Origin of the sequence: Massilia aurea (genome assembly GCF_024753205.1) — a bacterium.
In the GTDB taxonomy this organism is placed as follows: domain Bacteria; phylum Pseudomonadota; class Gammaproteobacteria; order Burkholderiales; family Burkholderiaceae_D; genus Telluria; species Telluria aurea.
Genome location: NZ_JANUGZ010000005.1, coordinates 84461 through 106089, shown reverse-complemented (window position 1 = coordinate 106089; position 21629 = coordinate 84461). Strand labels below are relative to the sequence as shown.

Sequence of the window (21629 nt, the reverse complement as noted above, 5' to 3'; positions counted from 1 at the left end):
TGTTCCTTACCAGTTCCTGAAGCGCTTCGGCGGGTCGTACAGCCCGCCCGATGCACGCACCAGGCCCTTCATGTTCTTGGCGGCCAGCAGGTCGCGGGTCGCCATGCGTTTGTCGATGCCGAGATCTTCGGGCCGGCGGATGATGCCCCGGTCGCGCAGGTTCTCGACCATGCGCTTGTCGCGCGCCATGCCAACCGGCGTGTAGCCGGCCACGCCGCGGATCGCCTGTTCGCGCTCTTCGTCCGTGCGGCACAGCAGCAGGTTGGCGATGCCTTCCTCGGTCAGGATGTGACTGACGTCGTCACCATAGATCATCACGGGTGGAATCGCCATCCCGGCCTGCTCGGCCAGTTGCCAGGCGTCGAGCTTGTCGACGAAGGCCGGCGCCATGTGCTCTCGGAAGGTCTCGACCATCTGCACCACCAGCTTCTGCCCGCGCGGGATCACGTTGCGGCCCGCGCGCGCTTCTTCACCGGCTTTCAGCCAGGCCTTGCTGGGGTGGCGCCGGCCACGCGCATCGGCGCCCATGTTCGGTGCGCCGCCAAAGCCCGCGATGCGCCCCAGCGTGGCGGTCGATGAATTGCCCTGCAAGTCGATCTGCAGCGTCGAGCCGATGAACAGGTCGCAGGCGTAATGTCCGGCTGCCTGCGAAAAGGCGCGGTTGCTGCGCATCGAGCCGTCCGGCCCCACGAAGAACACGTCGGGCCGCGCGCGGATATAGTTTTCCATCCCCAGCTCGGAGCCAAACGAGTGCACCGATTCGACGAAGCCCGCTTCGATCGCAGGGATCAGGGCCGGATGCGGGTTCAGCGCCCAGTGACGGGCGATCTTGCCTTTCAGGCCAAGGCTCGCGGCGTAGGTTGGCAGCAGCAGTTCGATGGCGGCCGTGTCGAAGCCGATGCCGTGGTTCAGGCGCTCGATCTCGTACTCGGCATAGATGCCCTTGATGGCCATCATCGCCATCAACACCTGGATCTCCGAAATCAGGGCCGGATCGCGCGTAAACAGCGGCTCGATGTAGTACGGCGTAGGCGACTGCACGACGTAGCCGACCCAGTCGCCGGGAATGTCGATGCGGGGCAGCTTGTCGACGATCTGGTTCACCTGCGCGATCACGATGCCGCTCTTGAAGGCCGTCGCTTCGGCAATCGCCGGCGTGTCTTCGGTATTCGGGCCGGTGTACAGATTGCCTTCGCGGTCGGCCATCTCGGCGGCCACCAGCGCCACGCGCGGCGTCAGGTCGATGAAGTAGCGGGCGAACAGCTCGAGGTAGGTGTGGATCGCGCCGATATTGAGCTTGCCCGACTGCGCCAGCTTGGCCAGGCGGCCGGCCTGCGGGCCCGAGAATGAAAAGTCGAGCTTGGAGGCGATGCCCTTCTCGAACACGTCAAGGTGTTCGGGCAGCGAGAGCACCGACAGCAGCATGTGCAGGTCATGCACGCGCGCCGTGTCGACGCGCGTCAGGGCTTTGCCAAGGAAGTCAGCCTGCTTCTGGTTATTGCCTTCGAGGCAGACGCGGTCGCCCGGTTCGAGCACCGCGTGCAGCAGCTCGACGATGTGCGAGGCCTGGACGACCTTGCCGTCGAGCGCCCCGCCAAGGGCGGCGCCGGCGCGGGCCAGGCGCTCGCTGCGGTTACGTTGCTGGCCGGTCCAGCGGCCTTCAGCATGATTCATGATAGTTCCTAAAATTTGCGTGGCCTTACAACACCACGAACAGCAGCCACACGACGATCGGTGCGACCAGCGTCACGATACCGCCATAGATCATCAGCTGGCGCAGGAATACGTCGCGGTCAATGCCCTGAGCACTGGCCAGCACGAGTGCGCCATTGGTCGAGAACGGGCTGACGTCGACGATGGTCGAGGCGACGGCCATGGCGGCGATGAAGCCGATGGCGTCGACACCGGTGCCCGATGCCAGGAACGGCACGGCCAGCGGAATGAGCGAACCCAGCACCGCGGTCGACGACGCGAAGGCCGAGACGATGGCGCCGACGAACAGCAGCAGCAAGGCCACCGTCAGCGGCGAGGTCAGGCTGGCGACGCTTTCGCCAACCCAGGTAATGGTGCCCATTTTCTGCATGACGCCGACATACGTGCTCACGCCGACGATCAGCATGATCTCGGGCCACGACACCTGGCCGATGGCGCGCTTTTGCACCTGCGGCGACAGGATCGAAATCAACAAGCCAATGGTGAGGGCAACGAAGCCGATATCGAGTTTGTACAGCAGCGTGAGCACGGCCAGCGCGACCAGGCCGACAACGGTGAACATCTGGTGGAAGGTCGGCCCGGCATGCAAGTCGATGTCGCTGGTGCCCAGGCCCGAACCTGGGCCACCGTTGCCGACTGCGCCGACGGCGGCAGTCGAACGCTGTGCAGTCAGGCGCTCTTCGCTGCCGGTTTCATTTTCGGCGTCGCCGTAGATCTGCGGGCCCTGCGCTGCCACTGCCACGGGTGGCGTGAATGGCGTCATCGGACGGATGCCGGCGCCGGCCTTCGGCATTTGCTGGCGCATCAGTTTGGCGCCGCCGAACACGAAGAACAGGATGATCGACACGGCCAGGTTCACGCCCAGGCTGGTAAAGGCGGTGGTCAGCGGCGAAATCGGCAGGCCGGCTTCCATGACGACCTTGTTGGTAATGCCGCCGTAGATGCTGATCGGCGAGAAGCCGCCGCCCTGTGCGCCGTGGATGACCAGAAGGCCCATCATCAGGGGATTGATCTTGTACTTGGCGGCGAAGCCCAGCGCGATCGGGGCGATGATCGCCACCGCGGCCGGGCTGACAGCGCCGACGGATGTGAGGAGCGCGGTGACTGCGAACATGACCCACGGAATGGCGGCGATGCGCCCGCCGACAGCGCGCACGGCCAGTCTGACGAGCCAGTCGATGGTGCCATTGTTCTGGGCCTGGGCGAACAGGAAGGTGATGCCGACCAGGGTCAGGAACAGCTCGGCCGGGTAGCCGGACATGATGGCCTTGGTCTCCATGTTGAAGACGATGGTGCCGACCAGGAAGGCACCGACAAACGCGATGACGCCCATATTGATGGGCATGGCGGTGGCGACGATGAACATGAGCGCCAGAACGCAGATTGCAATGACATGAGAGGACACAGGGTGGCTCCTACGAGGTGCGAAGGCCGGTTCCACCCGGCGCGTCGCTGGTGATACGTCTCCAATGCATGGCCTGTCGCCATCGCCTCCTCGGACCGTGGTCTCGGGACACTGCGGGGCCGGCCATGCTCTTTTGTTATGCAGGTTGTGCCGCCAAGGTAAACCCGATCGCTGCCGAGATCAATTACGCTGAGTCGGTAACGTTTACTGTCAGCGGAAGTGTTACATTCCTGTCTTGGCAAATTCAGACGAAGAACCGGAGAACAAGTTGACAACGAGTGCGACACCGACATCCAACAAGGCACCGATCGTGTTCGACAAGGTCGCCCGCTGCGTGCTGGTCACCGGGGCCACGGGCTTCGTCGGCCAGCACCTGGTACGCGCGCTGCTGCAGGACGGCCATCAGGTGATCGCGCTGACCCGCGACGTGGCGCGCGCTGCCGCGCTGCTCGGCGCGCAGGTGCGCACCATCGCCTCGATGGACGATCTGCCGCTCGACCACCAGGTCGACATCGTCGTCAACCTGGCCGGTGCCCGGATTCTCGGCCAGCGCTGGACCGCCGCGCGCAAGGCGGCGCTGCGACAGAGCCGCGTCGCACTGACGGAAAAAGTCGTCGACTGGATCGGCCGCGCCAGCCACAAACCGCGGCTGTTGCTGTCGGCGTCGGCGATCGGCTACTACGGCATCCAGCGGATCGGCGACGACGCCAAGCTCGACGAAGCCGCGCCGCCCCAGCCGATGTTCATGTCGGACCTGTGCCGCGAGTGGGAAGCCGCCGCGGCCGGCGCCGTGCGCCACGGCGTGCAGGTCGAGTGCATGCGCTTCGGCCTGGTGCTGGGCGAGCAAGGGGCGCTGCCCATGATGCTGCTACCGATCCGGCTGGGCATCGGCGGCCGGCTGGGTAGCGGCCGCCAGTGGCTGTCGTGGATTCACATCGACGATCTGATCGGGGGCATCGCGCATCGCTGGAAGCAGGCGCTCAGCGATCCGTCTGCGCCGACGTTTGGCGCAACCAACTTCACCGCGCCGATTGCGGTGTCGCAACTGGAATTCAGCCAGGCGGCCGCGCGCGTCTGGAAACGGCCATGCGTGATCCCGACGCCCGGTTGGCCGATGCGGCTGGCGCTGGGCGAGCAGGCCGATTTGCTGCTCGAAGGCCAGCGCGTAGTGCCGTTGCGGTTCGCCCGTGAAGGGTTCGAGTTCACCTATCCGGCGCTGGAAGCGGCGCTGCGCAGCCTGAAGTAACGACGCCGCCAGGGGTCCCGGGACCTGTCGGTCCGGTCCTGAATCCGGTATCATTCGGCATGCTCAGTTTTCCTTTTCAACCGTTTATTATTGGCGTCGCGGGCGGTAGCGGCAGTGGCAAGTCCACGGTGTCCAGGCAAGTGCTGTCCACATTCGGCACCGAGATGGTCTCGGTCGTGATGCAGGACGATTATTACTGCGACCAGACGCATCTCAGCCCCGAAGTGCGTACCCAGCAGAATTACGACCATCCGCAAGCGTTCGAGTGGTCGCTGCTGGTGCAGCACGTCCAGGCGCTGCGCCGGGGCGAATCGATCGACATGCCCGAGTACGACTTTACGCTCCACAACCGCTCCGACCGCACCATCCGGGTCAAGCCCGCCCCGGTGATCGTCATCGAAGGCCTGTTTGCCCTGTATGACCCGGCCCTGTGCGACATGATGTCGCTGAAGATCTTCGTCGATACGGCGTCCGACATCCGCTTCATCCGCCGCATGCAGCGCGATATCACGGAGCGCGGCCGCTCGGTGGAAAGCGTCATCAGCCAGTACCTGGACACCGTGCGTCCGATGCACAAGCAGTTCATCGAGCCGACCAAGCGCAACGCCGATGTCATCATCCCGCACGGAGCGAACAATCCGGCGGTCGACATGATCACCACCAAGGTCGCCAGCGTGATCAACCAGCTGAAGCGGGCTTGACCATGTTGAAGCAGTGCTGTCGCATCACTCAGCAGCATTGCCCCCATTCGCTGAATCGCCTGTCTCTCCTTACGGCTGCTGCGCCCTTGCGCATTGTGCCTCGCTACCTGACAATCAGGCGGCCAAACGCCGCATTCAACTGCCAGTTGTTGAGGTCGGTAATGTCAGGTGCATCAAGGCCGATGCTGGCGTAACCAACACAACTTTGCGGCAGGTCAAATGTACTCGAAATCGATCAGCTAACGTAGGTTCTCTACCCAAGCGTTATTGATCAACCTTCGAGGAGTCATCATGCCTGACCGCCGCTCTTGCTTGCACCTTGCTTGCCTGGCTCCCCTGCTCTCGTTTCCTGACATCGCGTTTGGCATGCCCTCGGCACCCGTCAAAGAGGAGAACGCCATTGCGGACATGATCAACGCGTGGTGCAGCGATGACAAAAACAAGAAGTACCTCGAATTTTCCAAACCCGGCACCAAGGGCTCGCTCAAGCTGGCGCCCGAAGATCTACGCGTGCGTGAGGCCGCCAGGTTCCTCGCCGCCGTACCGAGGACCCTTACGCCGCTCGACGTAGCGAAGCACATGATCGAGAACCTGCCTGAGAATCAGCGAATGGAATGGCCGGCCGACCGGCCGAACGACCCGCAGCCAGCCAATCCACTAATCATCGCGTTTTTTGCAGCCACGCATACGGCCCCCACCGCCGGTGACCAGACCGCATGGTGCGCAGCATTCGCCTGCTGGGCCTTGCAACACGCCAGCATTACCCCTGAGCATCCCCACAACGCAGGATCGCGCGCGTTTCGCACATGGTCCAGCAAGACGACCGATCCGCAACCTGGCGACATCGCTGTCTTTCGCAGCAAACGGATGGCGAAAAGGGCCATGTGGGCTTTTTCGACGGTTTCGTCGACGGGAGCAAGAGCCGGATCTATCTGGTGGGGGGCAACCAGTCCAACCAGATCAACCGCCTCGCGTGGAATCTGGACAAGCCCACGCTGGCGTTCGATTCCTTTCGCACTGCGCCAGGCTTGCGCAAGGTAATGGCATGAGAGCCGCGCGCAGTTGGCTATGGATACTGGCGGCGATAGGCGCTGCAGCGCATGCCGGGAATACACCATATTATGTCAGCCCACTGCCGGCGGCGCAGACGGCGATCCTCGCACGCGATCCGGATAATCAAGTGCATACGCTGTACAGCGAGAGTCACGCAATCCTGATCGGGCAGATAGACTATACAAACTGGGAGCCACTGAACACCAGCAAAACACGCATCCTCGAATTGCGCGACGCGCTCGAGAAGCATCGTTTCAAGGTCGAGGTGTACTTCGATATTGGGGCCGACCAGTTTGCCAGTGTGCTGGATAGTTTCATGCGACGCCGTGCGACGGTGCCGGACTCACGCATCTTCGTTTTTGTCAGTGGCCACGGTTTCAGCCGCACGCCGCTCGACCGGCCCGTCGGCTATCTGGTGCCATTCGACGCGCCTGCAGAAAACGCTGGCAGACAGTCGCTGGCGGCGGCGTCGTTGGCAATGCCCTACTTCACGAGCTGGGCGCGACTACCCGACCCACGCCATATGCTGTTCGTGTTCGACGCCTGTTTTTCCGGCAGCTTCTTTGGCCGGCCTGCCCTGGGTGTCACGCCGCCGGAAGGCATTCCCAAGAAGCGCGCGCCGCGCTTCGTCCAGGCCGCTCCACCGACAACACGCGGTCCCGAGGTCGACGACTATATTTTCCAAGCAAAAACGTTGGGAAAGGGGCGCCAGTTCCTGACTGCAGGTTCGCAAGGAGAAGTGGTGCCGGCGGACAGCAAATTCACAAGACTGCTGATTGACATTCTGAATGGGGGACGCGCGGCGGAAGCCAGTATCAATTTCGATCACTGGACCACCGGTTCCGAGCTTGGCACCTGGCTCGAGCAAAATACACGGCGCCTCTACGACGGTGCCGAGAACGCCACCTCTCCGGTATTTGCGCCGCTGCGCGACGAAACCTACGAGGGCGGCGACATGATCTTCACGCGCCTCGATATCGATAATGATAATCTGATCGCCCAGCCTGAAAATCCCGCTACACGTACCCCGGATGACAATGGCCCTGTCGTGGGCGTGCCTCGCTTCGAGCCACCTGCATCCGGGCCGGTAACGCAGGTTCCTTCCGGTTCTGAACCTCCCTCCGCGTCGCCATCCCCGCCAATCAACGCCGGCGCCATGCCCGCTTCCACCGAACTGCGGATTCAGCAGCAGATCAATGCCCTGTCATCATCCGACGCGGTAACACGGCGCACGGCCAGGGCAGCACTGTCCGATACGCTGGCCGGCCTACCCGAAGAACAGCGTAGCAGTGCGGTACAACGCCTGCTGCGCCAGTTCAGCACGAAAAGCTACCGCTTCCAGCTCGGCATTTCGAAAGCGATTGCATCTCAGCCAATGCAGGTACGCACCTTCGACTCCCCCGATGTGCGCGAAGAACTGCTGGCCGCGCAGGCAGCGAGCAAGGACAAAACGTTGCTTGCGACGGTGAAAAGCGCGCTTGAAAAAATTGGTCGCTGATTCGAAAAAGCAGTATGGCAAGCGCATTCAGCCCGTTGGCGTGCGGTGTTTCAGCATCCGGCACACCGCCGCCAGCGCCAGCAGGTTCGGGTCCCGCTCGCGCACCCGCAGAAAACTCAGGCCGATGGTCTGACGCATCAGATAATCGTTCTTCAGCGGGATCAGCTGGACCTTGTCGCCAAACGCATGGCGCACGCGGCCAGGCAGCAGCGTGTAGCCGATCCCCGCCCCCACCAGATTCATCAACGAGAAAATATCGCCCACGCGCGTGACGATGCTCGGCGCATACCCGGCGATGCGAAATGCTTCCTGGAACCCGTTGAAGGTCACGAAGCCATCCTTCAGGCAGACGAACTTTTCGTCCGCGCAGGCGCGCAGATCCACCTCGGCCATCCCAGCATAGGGCGAACCGGCCGGCGCCGCAAAGAAAATCTCGTCCTCGAACAGCGCGATCGATTCGATATCCGGATCGGGTTCGGGCACCGCCATCAGCGCTGCATCGATCGCGTTCTGCTTGAGCTTGTGCAGCAGGTCCGCGTTCGAGCCCAGCACCAGTTCCGTTTCCAGTTCCTGCTTGCGCAGCTTGATGCCGATGATGACATCGGGGATCGTGCCGGTCGTCAGCGAATACAGCGAGCCGATCTTCAAGTGATCGGCTGAATAGCCGGCGGCCGAGCGCGTCGCTGCAATCCCGTCCGCCATCAGCCGCACCACGTCGCGGCTCACGTCCGCCAGCACCTGCGCGGCGTCGTTGGGAATCAGGTTGCGGCCCTGCAGACTGAACAGCTGACAACTCATCCCATCTTCCAGCGAATGCAGCGCGCGGTGCACGCTGACGGCGCTGATGTCGAGCATGCGCGCGGCGGCGTTCAGGTTGCCGCCCTCCATGTAGGCCAGCAGGATCTCGAGCTTGCGGAAAGTGATGTCGTCGCTGATCTGGCTGCGCATGGGGGCCCTCGTGAAATGGATACATGACGAGGATACATCAACCGCCCCTACTGGGCCTCAATCGCCAAGGGGCCGGCACGCTTGGTAATGCAACACGCATGAGTTCGACCATCTGTTGCAACGCCGCCATTCGAACTGCGTATTCATGGGAGCGCTTGTTGATGCGCAAGGCGACGCATGGTGCGCTCGGGCACATTCCCCCTTTGAGCGACACATCCACCGTGGCGACGAACAATAAGGAGACATCATGCGTCCGATCAGAAAGATGAAGCTGCTGCATCCGTCCACGTGCGCCCTGCTGGCCGCTTGCAGCGGCGCCATCGGCGCCGTCCATGCCCAGGAAGCGACCGGCGCCCCGGCTGCGGCGAACACCGACGACAACATGTCCAGGGTGGTCGTCACCGCGCGCCGGCGCGAAGAATCGCTGCAGGATGTGCCGGTGTCGGTCACCGCATTCTCGGCCGACCAGCTCTCGAAACAGGCGCTGCCCGATGTGACTGCCCTGGCGCTGTCGCTGCCCAACACGACGCTCAAGGCGTCGCGCGCCACCAACAGCACGCTCACGGCGTTCATCCGCGGCGTCGGCCAGGCCGACCCGCTGGCTGGCTTCGAGTCGGGCGTGGGTATCTATGTCGATGACATTTATTTGGCCCGGCCGCAGGCGGCCGTGGCCGATATCTATGACGTCGAGCGCATCGAGGTGCTGCGCGGCCCGCAGGGCACGCTGTACGGCCGCAACACGATCGGCGGCGCGCTCAAGTACGTCACGCGCAAGCTTGGCCCCCAGCGCGATGTGCGCGTGCGCGCCACGGTCGGCAATTACGGGCAACGAGACGGCGTGCTCACGGCCAGCACGCCGCTGACCGACACCGCGCGCATTGGCGGCACATTCGCGCGCTTCACGCGCGACGGTTTTGGCGACAACCTGACCACCGGCAAGGGCAACTACGACAAGGACGTCACCGCCGGCCGGGTCTCAATTGAACTCGTGCCGAACCAGGACCTGTTCGTCCGCCTTGCCGGCGATTTCACGCAGGACGATTCCAACCCCAAGAATGGCCATCGTCTGATCGTCGGGCGCACCAGCCGCGCGCCCATCCTGGACGACGTGTTCGACACGCGCGGCAATCTCACCAAGGCACTGGGCCGCGACCAGGAAGTGCGCTCGTACGGCGGCTCGGTCACGGTCGAATACACCGTCGACAGCGCGTGGCGCCTGAAATCGATCACCGCCGCGCGGCGCGACAAGTCATGGGCGCCGATCGACTTCGACGCCCTGCCCGTCGTCGACATGGAAGTGCCGGCGCTGTACACCAACCGCCAGTTCAGCCAGGAGCTGCAAGCGACCTACAGCGGCGCGCGCCTGCAGGGCGTGGCCGGCCTGTACTACATGGACGCCAACGCCTTCAACCAGTTCGACACCATCCTGGCCGGCGCGGTTCCCACATCGACCTTCACGCTGGGCGACATCGACACGAAGGCTTGGGCCGCTTACGTTGACGGCAGCTACACGCTTGCCGAGGGCCTGAGCCTGTCGCTGGGCGGACGCTACACGGTCGACCAGCGCGAAGCCGATGTGCTGCGCCAGATTTATTTCGGGCTGGCCGGCTCGCCCCGGATGGGCAATCCGAACGCGATCCTGTTTCGCACCGACACCGATCTGCGCGGCGGCCTGCTCGAGCGCAAGGACAAGAAATTCACGCCGCGCGTGGCACTGAGCTGGAAGATGAACGATGCCCACAACCTGTACGCGTCGTATTCCGAAGGCTTCAAGGGCGGCGGGTTCGATCCGCGCCTGAACGTGGTCGGCACGCGGCTCCCGATTGCCACCGCGCGCGCCGGCTATGCGCCGGAAACGATCGAGACGACTGAACTCGGTCTCAAGTCGGCCTTCAATGGCGGGCGCATCACGACCAACCTGGCCGTGTTCCACAGCGATTACCAGGACGTGCAGATTCCGGGCTCGATCGCCATCGACACCAACGGCGACGGGCGCGACGACAGCTTCGCCGGCGTGACGACCAACGCCGGCAAGGCGCGGATCAAGGGCGTCGAACTCGAGGCGGTCGCCAATATCACGCCCAGCTTCATGGTCGCCGGGATGTACAGCTACATCGACGCCAGCTACCGGGAATACATCGTGGCCAATGTCAATGTGGCCGGCCAGCGCACGTTCCAGAACACGCCGAAGAATTCGGCCAACCTGCGCGCCAGTTACGACATCCCGCTGCCAGTCATGGGCCACAACGGGCGCGTCTCGCTGATCGGCAGCTATGCATACAAGGGCGCCACCAGCCAGTTCGAAACCCCATCCATCCTCGACCAGGACTCGTACAGGATCTGGGACGCGAGCATCGTCTGGACCCGCGCGGATGGCAAGGTACGCGCCGGCCTGCATGGCAAGAACCTGGGCGACGAGCACTATAAAACGGCCGGCTACCTGTTCCCGACGCTGGGCAATGAGGGCACCCTGACCGCCTTCTACGGCAACCCGCGCACGGTGTCAGCGACGCTCGAACTGCGCTTCTAAAAACATCACGAGGAGACCGCATGCGCCATTCGATCAGATTCTTCGCCCTGCTGCGACTGGCCGCATTGGCCGCATGCGCATTGGGCGCCGCGCCGCAAGCGGGCGCACAGGGCAAGGAGTTTAAAGTTGCCCTCATCGCCGGCAAGACTGGCCCACTTGAAACCTACGCGCGCGAGACCGAGAGCGGCTTCATGCTGGGCCTCGAGTATCTGACCAGGGGCACGATGACCATCAACGGCCGCGCCGTCAAGGTGATCGTCAAGGACGACCAGAGCAAGCCCGATCTGGGCCGTACGCTGCTGGCCGAAGCGTATGGCGACGACCGCGTCGACATCGCGGTGGGCACCACCTCGTCCGCCTCGGCGCTGGCCATGCTGCCAGTGGCGAAGGAGTATAAAAAAATCCTGATCATCGAGCCGGCCGTGGCCGATGCGATCACGGGCGACAAGTGGAACAAGTACATCTTTCGCACGGCGCGCAGTTCGATGCAGGATGCGCTGGCCGCCGCCAGCACCCTGAAAAGCGGCAGCGTGGGCTTCCTGACCCAGGATTACGCGTTCGGGCGCGATGCGATCAAGGCCGGCAAGGAAGCCTTGATCGCCATTGGCAGCAAGGCCAGCGTCGTCCACGAAGAATACGCACCGCTCGCGACGACTGACTTCACGGCCTCGGTGCAGCGCCTGTTCGATGCCCTGAAAGACAAGCCGCAGCCGCGCGTGCTGGCCATCGTCTGGGCCGGTCCGAGCCCGATGAATAAGATCGCCGCCATGAAACCCGAACGCTACGGCATCGCACTGGCCCCGGGCGGCAATATCCTGCCCGTGATGCAAACCTGGAAGGCGCATGCAGGCACCGAAGGCACCATCTATTACTACTACGATTTCCCGAAAAATCCGATGAACGACTGGCTGGTGGCAGAGCACAAGAAGCGCCACAAGACCCCGCCCGACATGTTCACCGCCGGTGGCATGGCCGCCGCCAGCGCAGTCGTTGCGGCGCTGGGCAAGGTCCAGGATGGCGATGGCGACCGGATGGCCGCGGCGATGGAAGGCATGCGCTTCGAGACGCCGAAGGGCGCCATGGTCTTTCGCAAGGACGACCACCAGGCGATCCAGCCGATGTATCACTTCCGCATCAAGAAGGACCAGAAGAACGAATGGGATCTGCTCGAACTGGTGCGCGACATCCCGGCCGACGAGATGCCGCTGCCGGTGCGGAACAAACGCTGACATGGCTGACATGGCTGCCGCCAGCGCATGCGCCGCGCCGTCCCTGTCCACGCGCGGCCTGACGATCCGCTTCGGCGGGCACGTTGCCGTCAACGCCGTCACGGCCGACTTTTATCCGGGCACGCTGTCCGTCATCGTCGGGCCCAACGGCGCCGGCAAGACCACGTGGTTCAACCTGATCTCGGGTCAGTTGCGCGCGAGCGCCGGCAGCGTGCACCTGCATGGCCGCGACATCACGCGTCTGGGCGCCGCGCGCCGCACGCGCCTTGGCATCGGCCGCGCCTTCCAGCTCACCAACCTGTTCCCGCTGCTGTCCGTGGTCGAGAACGTACGGCTGGCGGTCCAGAGCCGCGCCGGCATTGGCCTGGACTTCCTGTCGGTCTGGTCAAGCCACCGGGACCTGATCGAACGCGCCGACTATTACCTCGAGCGCGTGGCGCTGGCGGCGCGGCGCGACATGCTGGTGGGCGCGCTGTCGCACGGCGACCAGCGCAAGCTCGAAGTCGCGATCCTGCTGGCGCTGCAGCCGTCCGTCATGATGTTCGACGAGCCCACCGCCGGCATGAGCGCCGACGACGTGCCGGTCGTGCTCGACCTGATCCGCGAAGTCAAGGGCGACGCCGCCCGCACCATCTTGCTGGTCGAGCACAAGATGGACGTCGTGCGCCAGCTCGCCGACCGCATCGTCGTGCTGCACAACGGCGCGCTGGTGGCCGATGGCGAACCGCGCGAGGTCATGGCATCCGCCATCGTTCAGGAGGCTTATCTTGGAACGTCCGACACCGAACATGCTCGCGCCTGATCCTGCGGCGCGCCAGCCGCTGCTGCGCATGACCGGTGTGCACACGCACATCGGTCAGTACCACATCCTGCACGGGGTCGACCTGCAGGTGGCGCGCGGCGAACTGGCCGTCCTGCTGGGGCGCAACGGGGCCGGCAAGACGACGACACTACGTACGATCATGGGTCTGTGGCGCGCCAGCAGCGGCAGCATCCATTTCGATGGCAGCGACATCACCCGGCTGGCCACATCGGACATCGCGCGCGCCGGCATTGCGTATGTGCCCGAGAACATGGCGGTGTTTTCCGACCTGACGGTGCGCGAAAACCTGGTGCTGGCCGCGCGCAACGGCCCGATCGACACCGCGCGTGTCGACTGGATCTTCGGCTTTTTCCCGGCGCTGCGCACGTTTTGGCACCGCCCGGCGGGCAACCTGTCCGGTGGCCAGAAGCAGATGGTGGCCATTGCGCGCGCCATCGTCGAACCGCGCAAGCTGCTGCTGGTCGATGAGCCAACCAAAGGCCTGGCACCCGCCATCGTGCACAGCCTGATGGCGGCGTTTCGCGAACTGAAGGCGCAAGGCGCGACGATCCTGCTGGTCGAGCAGAACGTGCACGTCGTGCGCGTGCTGGGCGACACGGCCAGCGTGATGGACGGCGGCCGCGTGGTGCATGCCGGCCCGATGGCCTTACTGGCGGGCGACGCCGCGCTCCAGCAGCGCCTGCTCGGCCTGTCCCTCGACACCCAACCCTAGGAACGCCCATGTCCCTCGCCCCCGCCGTCCCGTCGGCCGACGCCCAACTGCCGGCCACCCGCCGCGATATCGCGCCGCTGCTGCTGGTACCGGCGCTGATGCTGACCATGCTGCCGCTGGTGGGCAGCTGGTCCACCTGGGTCACCCTCACAGTCGCGGGCCTCGCGATGGGCATGATGATCTTCATCATGGCCAGCGGGCTGACCCTCGTGTTCGGGCTGATGAACGTGATCAATTTCGGCCACGGCGCATTCATCGCGGTCGGCGCGTTTTCCGCCACGCTCGTGCTGCTGCCGCTGCGCAGCTGGCTCGAGATGGATTCTCTGCCCGTCAATCTGGCTGTGCTGGCGCTGGCGATCGTGGTCGCCATGCTCGTCACGGCGCTGCTGGGCTGGGCCTTCGAGCGGCTGCTCATCCAGCCCGTCTACGGCCAGCACCTCAAGCAGATCCTGGTCACGATGGGCGGCATGATCGTGGCCGAGCAGCTGATCCACGTCCTCTGGGGCGCCGGGACGATCGCCGTGCCGCTGCCCACCGCCCTGCGCGGTGCGTTCCTGCTGGGCGACGCGGCCATCGACAAGTACCGCCTGGTGGCGGTGGCGGTCGGACTGGTGGTATTCGTCGCGATGTACCTGATCCTGAACCGCACGAAGGTCGGCCTGCTGGTACGCGCCGGCGTCGAACATGGCGAGATGGTCGAAGCGCTTGGCTACCGCATCCGGCGCCTGTTCGTGCTGGTGTTCGCGGCCGGTGCGGGCCTGGCCGGCCTGGGCGGCGTGATGTGGGGCCTGTACAAGGAAACGCTGACGGCGTCGATGGGCGGCGAGATCATGGTGATGCTGTTCATCGTCATCATCATCGGGGGCCTGGGGTCGGTCGGCGGCTGCTTCATCGGCGCGCTGCTGATCGCCCTGGTGGCCAACTACACCGGCTTCCTGGCGCCCGGGATCGCGCTGGTGTCGGGCATCGTCCTGATGATTTCGGTCCTGCTGTGGCGGCCCGCCGGGATGTATGCGACGGGACGGGGCTGACCATGCTGCGGCAACTGTTATCGGACGACCTGCCCCGCAGCCGCATCCTGACGGCGCTGCTGGTCGTGATCCTGCTCGGGCTGGCGCTGGCGCCGTTCCTGACCTCCGGCGCGAGGCCACTCAACACGGCGGCCACGATCTGCGTCTACATCGTGCTGGTGGCGTCCTACGACCTGCTGCTGGGTTATACCGGCATCGTCTCGTTCGCCCACACGATGTTCTATGGGATCGGGGCGTATGGCGTCGGGCTGGCGCTGGCGCGCGTCGATGAGCCGACCTGGGGCATCGCCATGACCGGGCTTGGCCTGGCGCTGCTGCTCGCGCTTGCCCTGGCGCTGGTGGTGGGCCTGTTCGCGCTGCGCGTGCAAGCCATCTTCTACGCGATGATCACGCTGGCCGTGGCCTCTTCGTTTGCCGTGCTGGCGTCGCAACTGTCCGACTTCACCGGTGGCGAGGATGGCGTCACGTTCAGCGTGCCGCACGTGCTTTCTCCTGCCTATCGGCTGATCGAGCATGAGGTATTCGGCCGTCATCTCGATGGCCGGGTGCTGACCTATTACGTCGTGTTCTTCGGCTGCCTGCTGCTGTTCCTGTTCCTGCTGCGGCTGGTCAATTCGCCGTTCGGGCGGGTGCTGCAGGCGATCCGCGAAAACGCGTTTCGCGCCGAAGCCCTTGGCTACCGCACGATGGTGTACCGGATCTGGGCCAATGTCCTGGCGGCGCTGACGGCAAGCCTGGCTGGCGCACTGATGGCACTGTGGCTGCGCTACGTCGGCCCGAAGACGTCGCTCGGCTTCGAGGTCATGACCGACATCCTGCTGATCGTCGTGATCGGCGGCATGGGCACGATGTATGGCGCGGTGGTGGGCGCGACGCTGTTCATCCTGGCCCAGAACTACCTGAAGGACTGGATGGCGCACGGCGCTGCCGCGCTGGACGGCGTGCCGCTGCTGGCCGCCGCCCTGCACCCGGACCGCTGGATGCTGTGGCTGGGGCTGCTGTTCATCCTGTCCATTTACTGGTTTCCGGTCGGGATCGTCGGCAAGCTGCGGCTGCAGGCGTGGCTGGCGACGCGGCCCTGACCTACGCACCTTGCGACCTCGGCGACTTTTTTTGGTTCCCCCTCCTCCTTTGCGTCGCGCCGGACACCTGACCCAACAGCCCCAACGCACCGCAATACCGCGGCGCCCGCCGTTTCTATGATGAAGCCTCGATCCACGACGCGACGGCTCACCATGCAACGACTCAACTACATGCTCGCCGCCGCAGCGGTCCCAACCTCCTGCGCCCCTCACACCGCCCATGCGGTTGGGACCGAGGTGCTCAGCGAAGACTTCACCAACTTGGCCACCGCCCCCGGCTGGGCCCGCATCAACCGCAGCATCCAGCCCGGTGCGCCGTGGTGCCAGGGTAATCCCGACGTCTTCCCTGCCCAGGCAGGCGTGCCGGACGCGTACGCCGCCGCGAGCTGCCTCAGCGCCGCCCACGGCATTGGCCGCGTCGACAACTGGCTGATTACGCCCACGCTGACGCTCAGCGGCCTAACGACGCTGTCGTTCTTCACTAGCCGCGAGCGCGTCAACGGCTTCGATGATCTGCTCGAAGTGCGCTTTGGCAGCGGCAGCGGGACCGCTGTAGCGTCGTTCGACACGCTGCTGGCCAGCATCGGCGGCGCGGCCGACTTCCCCGCACAATGGCAGCCATGGCACCTCGACCTGATGGTGGACGGTCCAGGCCGCTTCGCATTTCGCTACCTGGGCGACGCGGCCAGGCTGAGCCATGTCGGGCTCGACACGGTGCGCGTGGTCACGCGCCTGCCGGAACCGACCAGCCGGCTGCTGCTGGTAGATGGCCTGGGCGTGCTTGGCCTGCTGCGCCGCCACGAGCGCCACGAGCGCCACTGACGTAAAAAAAACCGGCAACCCTCACGGGCCGCCGGCTTTCGAATACTGCCTGCGCGCTGGCTTAAGCCTGGGCGCCCTTGTTGAACGCTGCCACGCCGGCAACGATCTCGGCCTTGGCTTCATCGATGCCAGCCCAACCTTCGATCTTGACCCATTTGCCCGCTTCGAGATCCTTGTAGTGCTCGAAGAAGTGCTGGATCTGCTTCAGGCGCAGCTCTTCCACGTCGTCCAGCGACTGGATTTTCTTGTACATCGGCAGCACTTTTTCGATCGGCACGGCGATCACTTTGGCGTCGCCGCCGCCGTCATCGGTCATCTTCAGCACGCCCAGCGCGCGGCAACGGACCACGACGCCTGGTGGCAGCGGGAACGGGGTGATGACCAGCACGTCGCATGGATCGCCGTCGTCGGCGATGGTTTGCGGCACGTAGCCGTAGTTGCACGGGTAGTGCATGGCCGTACCCATGAAACGATCGACGAAGATCGCGCCCGTGTCCTTGTCGACTTCATACTTGACCGGATCGGAGTTCATCGGGATTTCAATGATGACGTTGAAGTCGTTCGGCACGTCTTTGCCGGCTGGGACGTTGTTCAGGCTCATGATGGGATCCTTGGTTGCTAAAGAGTCAAAATTAGTCCGCCATTATAGCGAAAGGCACGCGTTACAACACAGTCGCCAGTGCGCACTGCCGGTAATGCTTTGCAGCCAGCTCGTCCTGCCCCAGCGCTTCATGCATCTGGGCCAGTTTCAGATGCGCTTCGCGCACCATCGCCGCTTCAGTCGCGTCCGACAAGGCTTGCTCCAGATAGCGCTGGGCCTTGCCCCACAGCTTCTGTTTCAGGCACAGCGTGCCGAGCGTGAGCGCCAGTTCGGCGTCCTGCGGCCGTTCACGGCGCCACGTTTCGCACGCTTCGATCTGGGCCAGCAGCGAAGGCGAGCCGGCCGGGCTGGCCGCGTCGCGGTAGGCGCGCACGACACGCTCGTCCCAGTTGGCCTTGAGCGACTCTTCGGCAATTGCGCGCGCTTCGTCGTGCAGGCCGCGCGCATTGAAGGCGCCGGCGGCGCGCGCGGCGACGTACGGCACCGTGCGGTCTTGCGGGGGCACCGTGGCCCAGGTCCAGCGGATCGATTCGGCGTCGTGGTCTTCGCCGCCCAGCAGCGCTTCGTAGGCCATTTCGCGCAGGCGCCGGGCCAGGGCCGGATGCAGTGCATTGCGCTTGTCGAGGATGCGCACCAGGCGCAGCACCTCGGGCCAGTTGCGCGCCTGCTGATTCGCCTTCATCGCCCACTGCAGCGCGTGGATATGGCGCTGGCCGCTGGCATTGAGTTCGGCCACCGCTTCCAGCGCCGCTTCGGGGCGATGATCGTCCACCAGCAGTTCGGTCAGCGTCATCAGGCGCGCCGTCTTGAGCGTGGTGTCATGCGAGATGCCGGCCAGCCAGGCGTCGCGGCGCGCCGGCTCGCGCATGCGGTGCGCCGCGCGCGCGCCGATCAGCGCTGCCAGGCCCGTGTTCTCGGGCAGGTCGGCGGCGCGCATCGCGGCTTTTTCGGCGTGGCCGAAGCGGCCTTCGAACAGCGCCTTGAGCGCGTCGCGCAAGCCCTTGTTGCCATCGCGCTCGCGGCGGCGCTGGCGGTACGCTGCCACCCGCTGCGGCATGCGCGCCGTTGCGTAGAAGGTGCGCACCAGCACGTACAGCGTGGCGAACAGCAGCATCAGCACCACGACAAACAGATTGAGCGACATGTCGATCCGGTGCGGCGGATAAAACAGCACCACATTGCCCGGATTGAAGCGCGCCGTCACCGCAATGCCGATGGCCGCGGCCATCAGCGTAACCAGCCAGATGAGTAAGCGCATGGTTATTGCTTCGCTTTGTAGTTACGCACTGCGCCCAGGCTCTCGGCCAGCGTCGGCAATTCGATCGTCAGGTCATTGGCCTGCACCTGGCGCAATGCCGCCTGGGCCGATTGCGTCGTACGGGCGCGCGTGTCGAAATACATGGCCAGCATGGTCTGGGCCGTGGCCAGGTCGTCGCGGAACGTGGCTTCGTTACGCGACAACAGGGCCAAGCGCGCATTGAGCAGGCGCAGCTTGAGGTTTTCGCGCACGAAGAAGGACTCGCTCGGCGACAGCATCAGCGCCTCGGGGTCGTCGACGCTGCGCACGCGGATCAGCTGGCGCACGTCGTCCCACATCTCCTGGCTCCACTGGCTCCAGGTTTGCAGCAGGCGCTGGCCCACGCCCAGCGACTCGGGAGGGACGGCCGGCGCGGCAGTTTTGGCAGGCGCTGCGGCGGCCTCGAGCCGGCGCGTCGTGCGCACCGGGGCCACCGGCAGCAGCGGCTTTTCATCGGCCAGCATCGGCAGCGTTTCGACCTGGACGATCACATTGTCCAGGCGCAGCGCGACACCGGCCAGATCGACCGCCGGCAAGGCCTTGAGCCGGTCGATGTCAGCCGCGATCGCGCGGCGGATGGTCAAAAATTGCGGCGCGTTCGAGCTCGAGACGGCGCGGTCGGCGTTTTGCAGCGCGATCAGGGCGCCCTGCACATTGCCCGCCAGTTGCAGCTGCTGGCTCGCGGTGGCGAGCACCTGCTCGATTTCGGACAGCGCCCACTCGTCGCGGTTCTGCGACAGATCCTTGTACAGCTGCTCGAGCGCGACCTGCTGGCTCTGCGCTTCGCTCTGGCGGCTCTCCAGCACGCCGACCTTGATCTGCAGTTCCTTCGACTGGTCGGCCACGTCGCGCGCGAGGGCCGCCGTCTCGGCATTGACCGCATTGCCCTTCTGCAGGCTACGCGCCATGTCCTGGCGCAGCGAATTGATGCGGCTGTGCGACGAGAATGTCTGCACGGCCAGCAGCGCGGCCAGTACGATGACGGCCAGCGGCAATGGCCGCGCCACGCGATCAAACAGGCCACGCGTGGCAGGGCCGCTCATGCGCGGCGGCGCAGCAGGCGGCACCTGCGCCTCCTCCGGCTTGGCAAGGCTGGGAGCGGGCACACTGGCCTGGGGCTGGTCTGGGTTGTTCGGCAATTCGTTCATTCTTGTGATTGTAACGCTGCTAATAGGCGTGCATCGCCGGAACCGGTGAGGCGCACGTGTTCCAGGCCCAGATCGCGGGCCGTCTGTGCAATCCGCGCATGGGGCACGATCAGGCGCTGCTGCTGCAATCGCGCCATCAGCGCATCGTCGTCGATGGATTGCACCAGCCCGGCCAGGCCACGCAGGGCTTCCGAACTCGTGATTATCCAGTCGTTTGGCTGCGCCAGCAAGGCGCGCAATCGTGTGGCCAGTTCTGCCGTCAATACCGGCGTCGCACGGCGATACGCGGCCACCGGCTCGACCCGGGCGCCGGCGGCGCGCAAGGCGTCGGCCAGCAGCTCGCGCCCGCCGTCGCCGCGCACGATCAGCACGCGCTTGCCGGCGTACGACGCCAGATCGAGGCGCTGCAGCAGATGTTCGGAATCGCTGTGCGCGCTGTCGGCCGGGCTGAAGATCGTGCACGCGTCACCGGTCACCCCGTGGCGCGCCAGCGCGGCGCGGCTGCCATCGCCGACGATCGCCACCGGCACGCCCACGGGCCATGCCTCGATGTGCGCGAACGTGGCGTCGATGGCATTCGGAGAGACGAACGCCACCAGCGCAAAGCGGTCGAGTTCAGCCAGCGCCGCGCGCAGCGGCGCCGCATCCTCGACCGGGCTGATCTCGAGCAGCGGCAGCAGCACGGCCGTACGGCCGCTGGCGGACACCGCCTGCGCCAGCGCATCGGCCTGTGCGCGCGGGCGCGTGACGACGACGACGCGCGCCGTCTCAGGCATGTCAGGCATCCTGGTTTGCAGCGGCATCGAGACGGCACGCCGCCAGGATCGCATTTGCATCCTGCTGGGCCAGCAACTCGGACACCTGCTCGCCCAGGTACTCGGGCTGCTCGACCGGGCCGCTCACTTCGGCGTGCGCGCTGCGCTTGCCGTCGGGCGTGGCAACCATCGCGCGCAGGCGCATCTGGCCGCCCTGCACGGTGGCGAACGCCGCCAGCGGGATCTGGCAGCTGCCGCCAAAGATCCGCGAGACCTTGCGCTCGGCCAGCACAGCGCTGGCGGTGTCGTCGTGGTTCAGCGGCGCCAGCACGGCGCGCAGGTCGACGCCGTCGCTGCGCGCGCTGCTCAGGATCTCGATCGCCATCGCGCCCTGCCCGGCCGCCGGCAAGCTCATTTCGGGTTCGAGCAGTGCGCGAATGCGCTGCGGCAGGCCGAGGCGCTTGAGGCCCGCAGCGGCCAGGATGATGGCGGCATATTCGCCGCGATCGAGCTTGCCCAGGCGCGTATCCAGGTTGCCGCGCAGCGGCAGGATGACCAGGTGCGGATAGCGCGCGGCGATCAGCGACTGGCGGCGCAGGCTGCTGGTGCCGACGATGGCGCCAGCCGGCAGCGCATCGAGGCTTTCGTAATCGTTGGACACAAACGCGTCGCGCGGGTCTTCGCGTTCGAGCACGGCGGTCAGTTCGAAGCCTTCGGGCAGCTCCATCGGCACGTCCTTGAGCGAGTGCACGGCCAGGTCGGCGCGGCCTTCGGCCATCGCGACTTCGAGCTCCTTGACGAACAGGCCCTTGCCGCCGACGGCCGACAGCGTGCGGTCGAGAATCTGGTCGCCCCGTGTCGTCATGCCGAGAATCTCGACGCGGCACTGTGGATATAATGCGACGAGCCGGTCGCGTACGTGCTCCGCCTGCCACATGGCCAGGCGGCTCTCGCGGGATGCGATAATGAGTTTTGACGGCATCGTTGGCGCCGCTGGTGCCGAAGTACCCTGCTGTATAGCTGCTAACACACGAA

The 21629-nt window shown here is 65.1% G+C and carries 19 protein-coding genes; 11 read left to right on the top strand and 8 right to left on the bottom strand.

The features are described from left to right. Positions 1-6: 6 nt before the first annotated feature. Entirely contained in the window at positions 7-1674 is a 1668-nt protein-coding gene (gene mdcA, locus NX775_RS19655) for a malonate decarboxylase subunit alpha (RefSeq protein ID WP_258837502.1), read from the bottom strand. 25 nt (positions 1675-1699) lie between these two features. Then, complete coding sequence (locus tag NX775_RS19650) at positions 1700-3118, bottom strand: SLC13 family permease (protein ID WP_258837501.1); 1419 nt, start codon at positions 3116-3118, stop codon at positions 1700-1702. Positions 3119-3386: 268 nt separating this feature from the next. Between NX775_RS19650 and NX775_RS19645 the strand changes: the two genes are divergently transcribed. From NX775_RS19645 to NX775_RS19630, 4 genes are all read left to right on the top strand, one after another. After that, the gene (locus NX775_RS19645; RefSeq protein ID WP_258837500.1) at positions 3387-4364 is read left to right on the top strand and encodes a TIGR01777 family oxidoreductase; all 978 of its coding nucleotides are present in this window, start codon (positions 3387-3389) and stop codon (positions 4362-4364) included. A gap of 59 nt (positions 4365-4423) precedes the next feature. After that, positions 4424-5065, top strand: a complete 642-nt coding sequence (gene udk / locus NX775_RS19640) for a uridine kinase (RefSeq protein ID WP_258837499.1) — start codon at positions 4424-4426, stop codon at positions 5063-5065. Between the two features lie 291 nt (positions 5066-5356). Further along, on the top strand, positions 5357-6106 hold the full coding sequence (locus NX775_RS19635) for a hypothetical protein (RefSeq protein ID WP_258837498.1): 750 nt from the start codon (positions 5357-5359) through the stop codon (positions 6104-6106). Between the two features lie 4 nt (positions 6107-6110). After that, entirely contained in the window at positions 6111-7616 is a 1506-nt protein-coding gene (locus tag NX775_RS19630; protein WP_258837497.1) for a caspase family protein, read from the top strand. 27 nt (positions 7617-7643) lie between these two features. On the opposite strand, the gene NX775_RS19625 is transcribed toward NX775_RS19630, so the two are convergent. Further along, the gene (locus NX775_RS19625; protein ID WP_258837496.1) at positions 7644-8564 is read right to left on the bottom strand and encodes a LysR family transcriptional regulator; all 921 of its coding nucleotides are present in this window, start codon (positions 8562-8564) and stop codon (positions 7644-7646) included. A 247-nt stretch (positions 8565-8811) separates the two neighbouring features. Here NX775_RS19625 and NX775_RS19620 point away from each other — a divergent pair, with 247 nt between their 5' ends. The 7 genes from NX775_RS19620 (at position 8812) to NX775_RS19590 (ending at position 16793) form a co-directional block, all read left to right on the top strand. Continuing rightward, entirely contained in the window at positions 8812-11094 is a 2283-nt protein-coding gene (locus NX775_RS19620) for a TonB-dependent receptor (protein WP_258837495.1), read from the top strand. A gap of 20 nt (positions 11095-11114) precedes the next feature. Next, positions 11115-12323, top strand: coding sequence for a substrate-binding domain-containing protein (locus NX775_RS19615; protein ID WP_258837494.1), 1209 nt, complete (start codon positions 11115-11117; stop codon positions 12321-12323). A 1-nt stretch (position 12324) separates the two neighbouring features. Beyond that, the gene (locus NX775_RS19610) at positions 12325-13125 is read left to right on the top strand and encodes an ABC transporter ATP-binding protein (protein WP_258837493.1); all 801 of its coding nucleotides are present in this window, start codon (positions 12325-12327) and stop codon (positions 13123-13125) included. After that, complete coding sequence (locus NX775_RS19605; protein ID WP_258837852.1) at positions 13112-13858, top strand: ABC transporter ATP-binding protein; 747 nt, start codon at positions 13112-13114, stop codon at positions 13856-13858. Before NX775_RS19610 ends, NX775_RS19605 begins: the two co-directional genes overlap by 14 nt. Before the next feature lie 8 nt (positions 13859-13866). Next, entirely contained in the window at positions 13867-14889 is a 1023-nt protein-coding gene (locus NX775_RS19600; RefSeq protein WP_258837492.1) for a branched-chain amino acid ABC transporter permease, read from the top strand. A 2-nt stretch (positions 14890-14891) separates the two neighbouring features. Beyond that, positions 14892-15971, top strand: coding sequence for a branched-chain amino acid ABC transporter permease (locus NX775_RS19595; protein WP_258837491.1), 1080 nt, complete (start codon positions 14892-14894; stop codon positions 15969-15971). A 153-nt stretch (positions 15972-16124) separates the two neighbouring features. Further along, positions 16125-16793: a choice-of-anchor J domain-containing protein gene (locus NX775_RS19590; RefSeq protein ID WP_258837490.1), complete on the top strand. Its 669-nt coding sequence runs from the start codon at positions 16125-16127 to the stop codon at positions 16791-16793. 61 nt (positions 16794-16854) lie between these two features. Here NX775_RS19590 and ppa read toward each other — a convergent pair whose 3' ends face one another. From ppa to hemC, 5 genes are all read right to left on the bottom strand, one after another. Beyond that, entirely contained in the window at positions 16855-17394 is a 540-nt protein-coding gene (ppa, locus tag NX775_RS19585; RefSeq protein ID WP_258837489.1) for an inorganic diphosphatase, read from the bottom strand. 61 nt (positions 17395-17455) lie between these two features. Beyond that, positions 17456-18652, bottom strand: coding sequence for a heme biosynthesis protein HemY (locus NX775_RS19580; RefSeq protein ID WP_183550809.1), 1197 nt, complete (start codon positions 18650-18652; stop codon positions 17456-17458). Between the two features lie 2 nt (positions 18653-18654). After that, positions 18655-19839 carry a uroporphyrinogen-III C-methyltransferase gene (locus tag NX775_RS19575; protein WP_258837488.1) on the bottom strand — a complete coding sequence of 395 codons (1185 nt, stop codon included), beginning with the start codon at positions 19837-19839 and terminating at the stop codon, positions 18655-18657. Further along, entirely contained in the window at positions 19836-20615 is a 780-nt protein-coding gene (locus NX775_RS19570; RefSeq protein ID WP_370660610.1) for a uroporphyrinogen-III synthase, read from the bottom strand. The genes NX775_RS19575 and NX775_RS19570 overlap by 4 nt, the downstream gene beginning before the upstream one ends. Position 20616: 1 nt before the next feature. Next, positions 20617-21576, bottom strand: a complete 960-nt coding sequence (gene hemC, locus NX775_RS19565) for a hydroxymethylbilane synthase (protein WP_258837486.1) — start codon at positions 21574-21576, stop codon at positions 20617-20619. Positions 21577-21629: the final 53 nt, after the last annotated feature.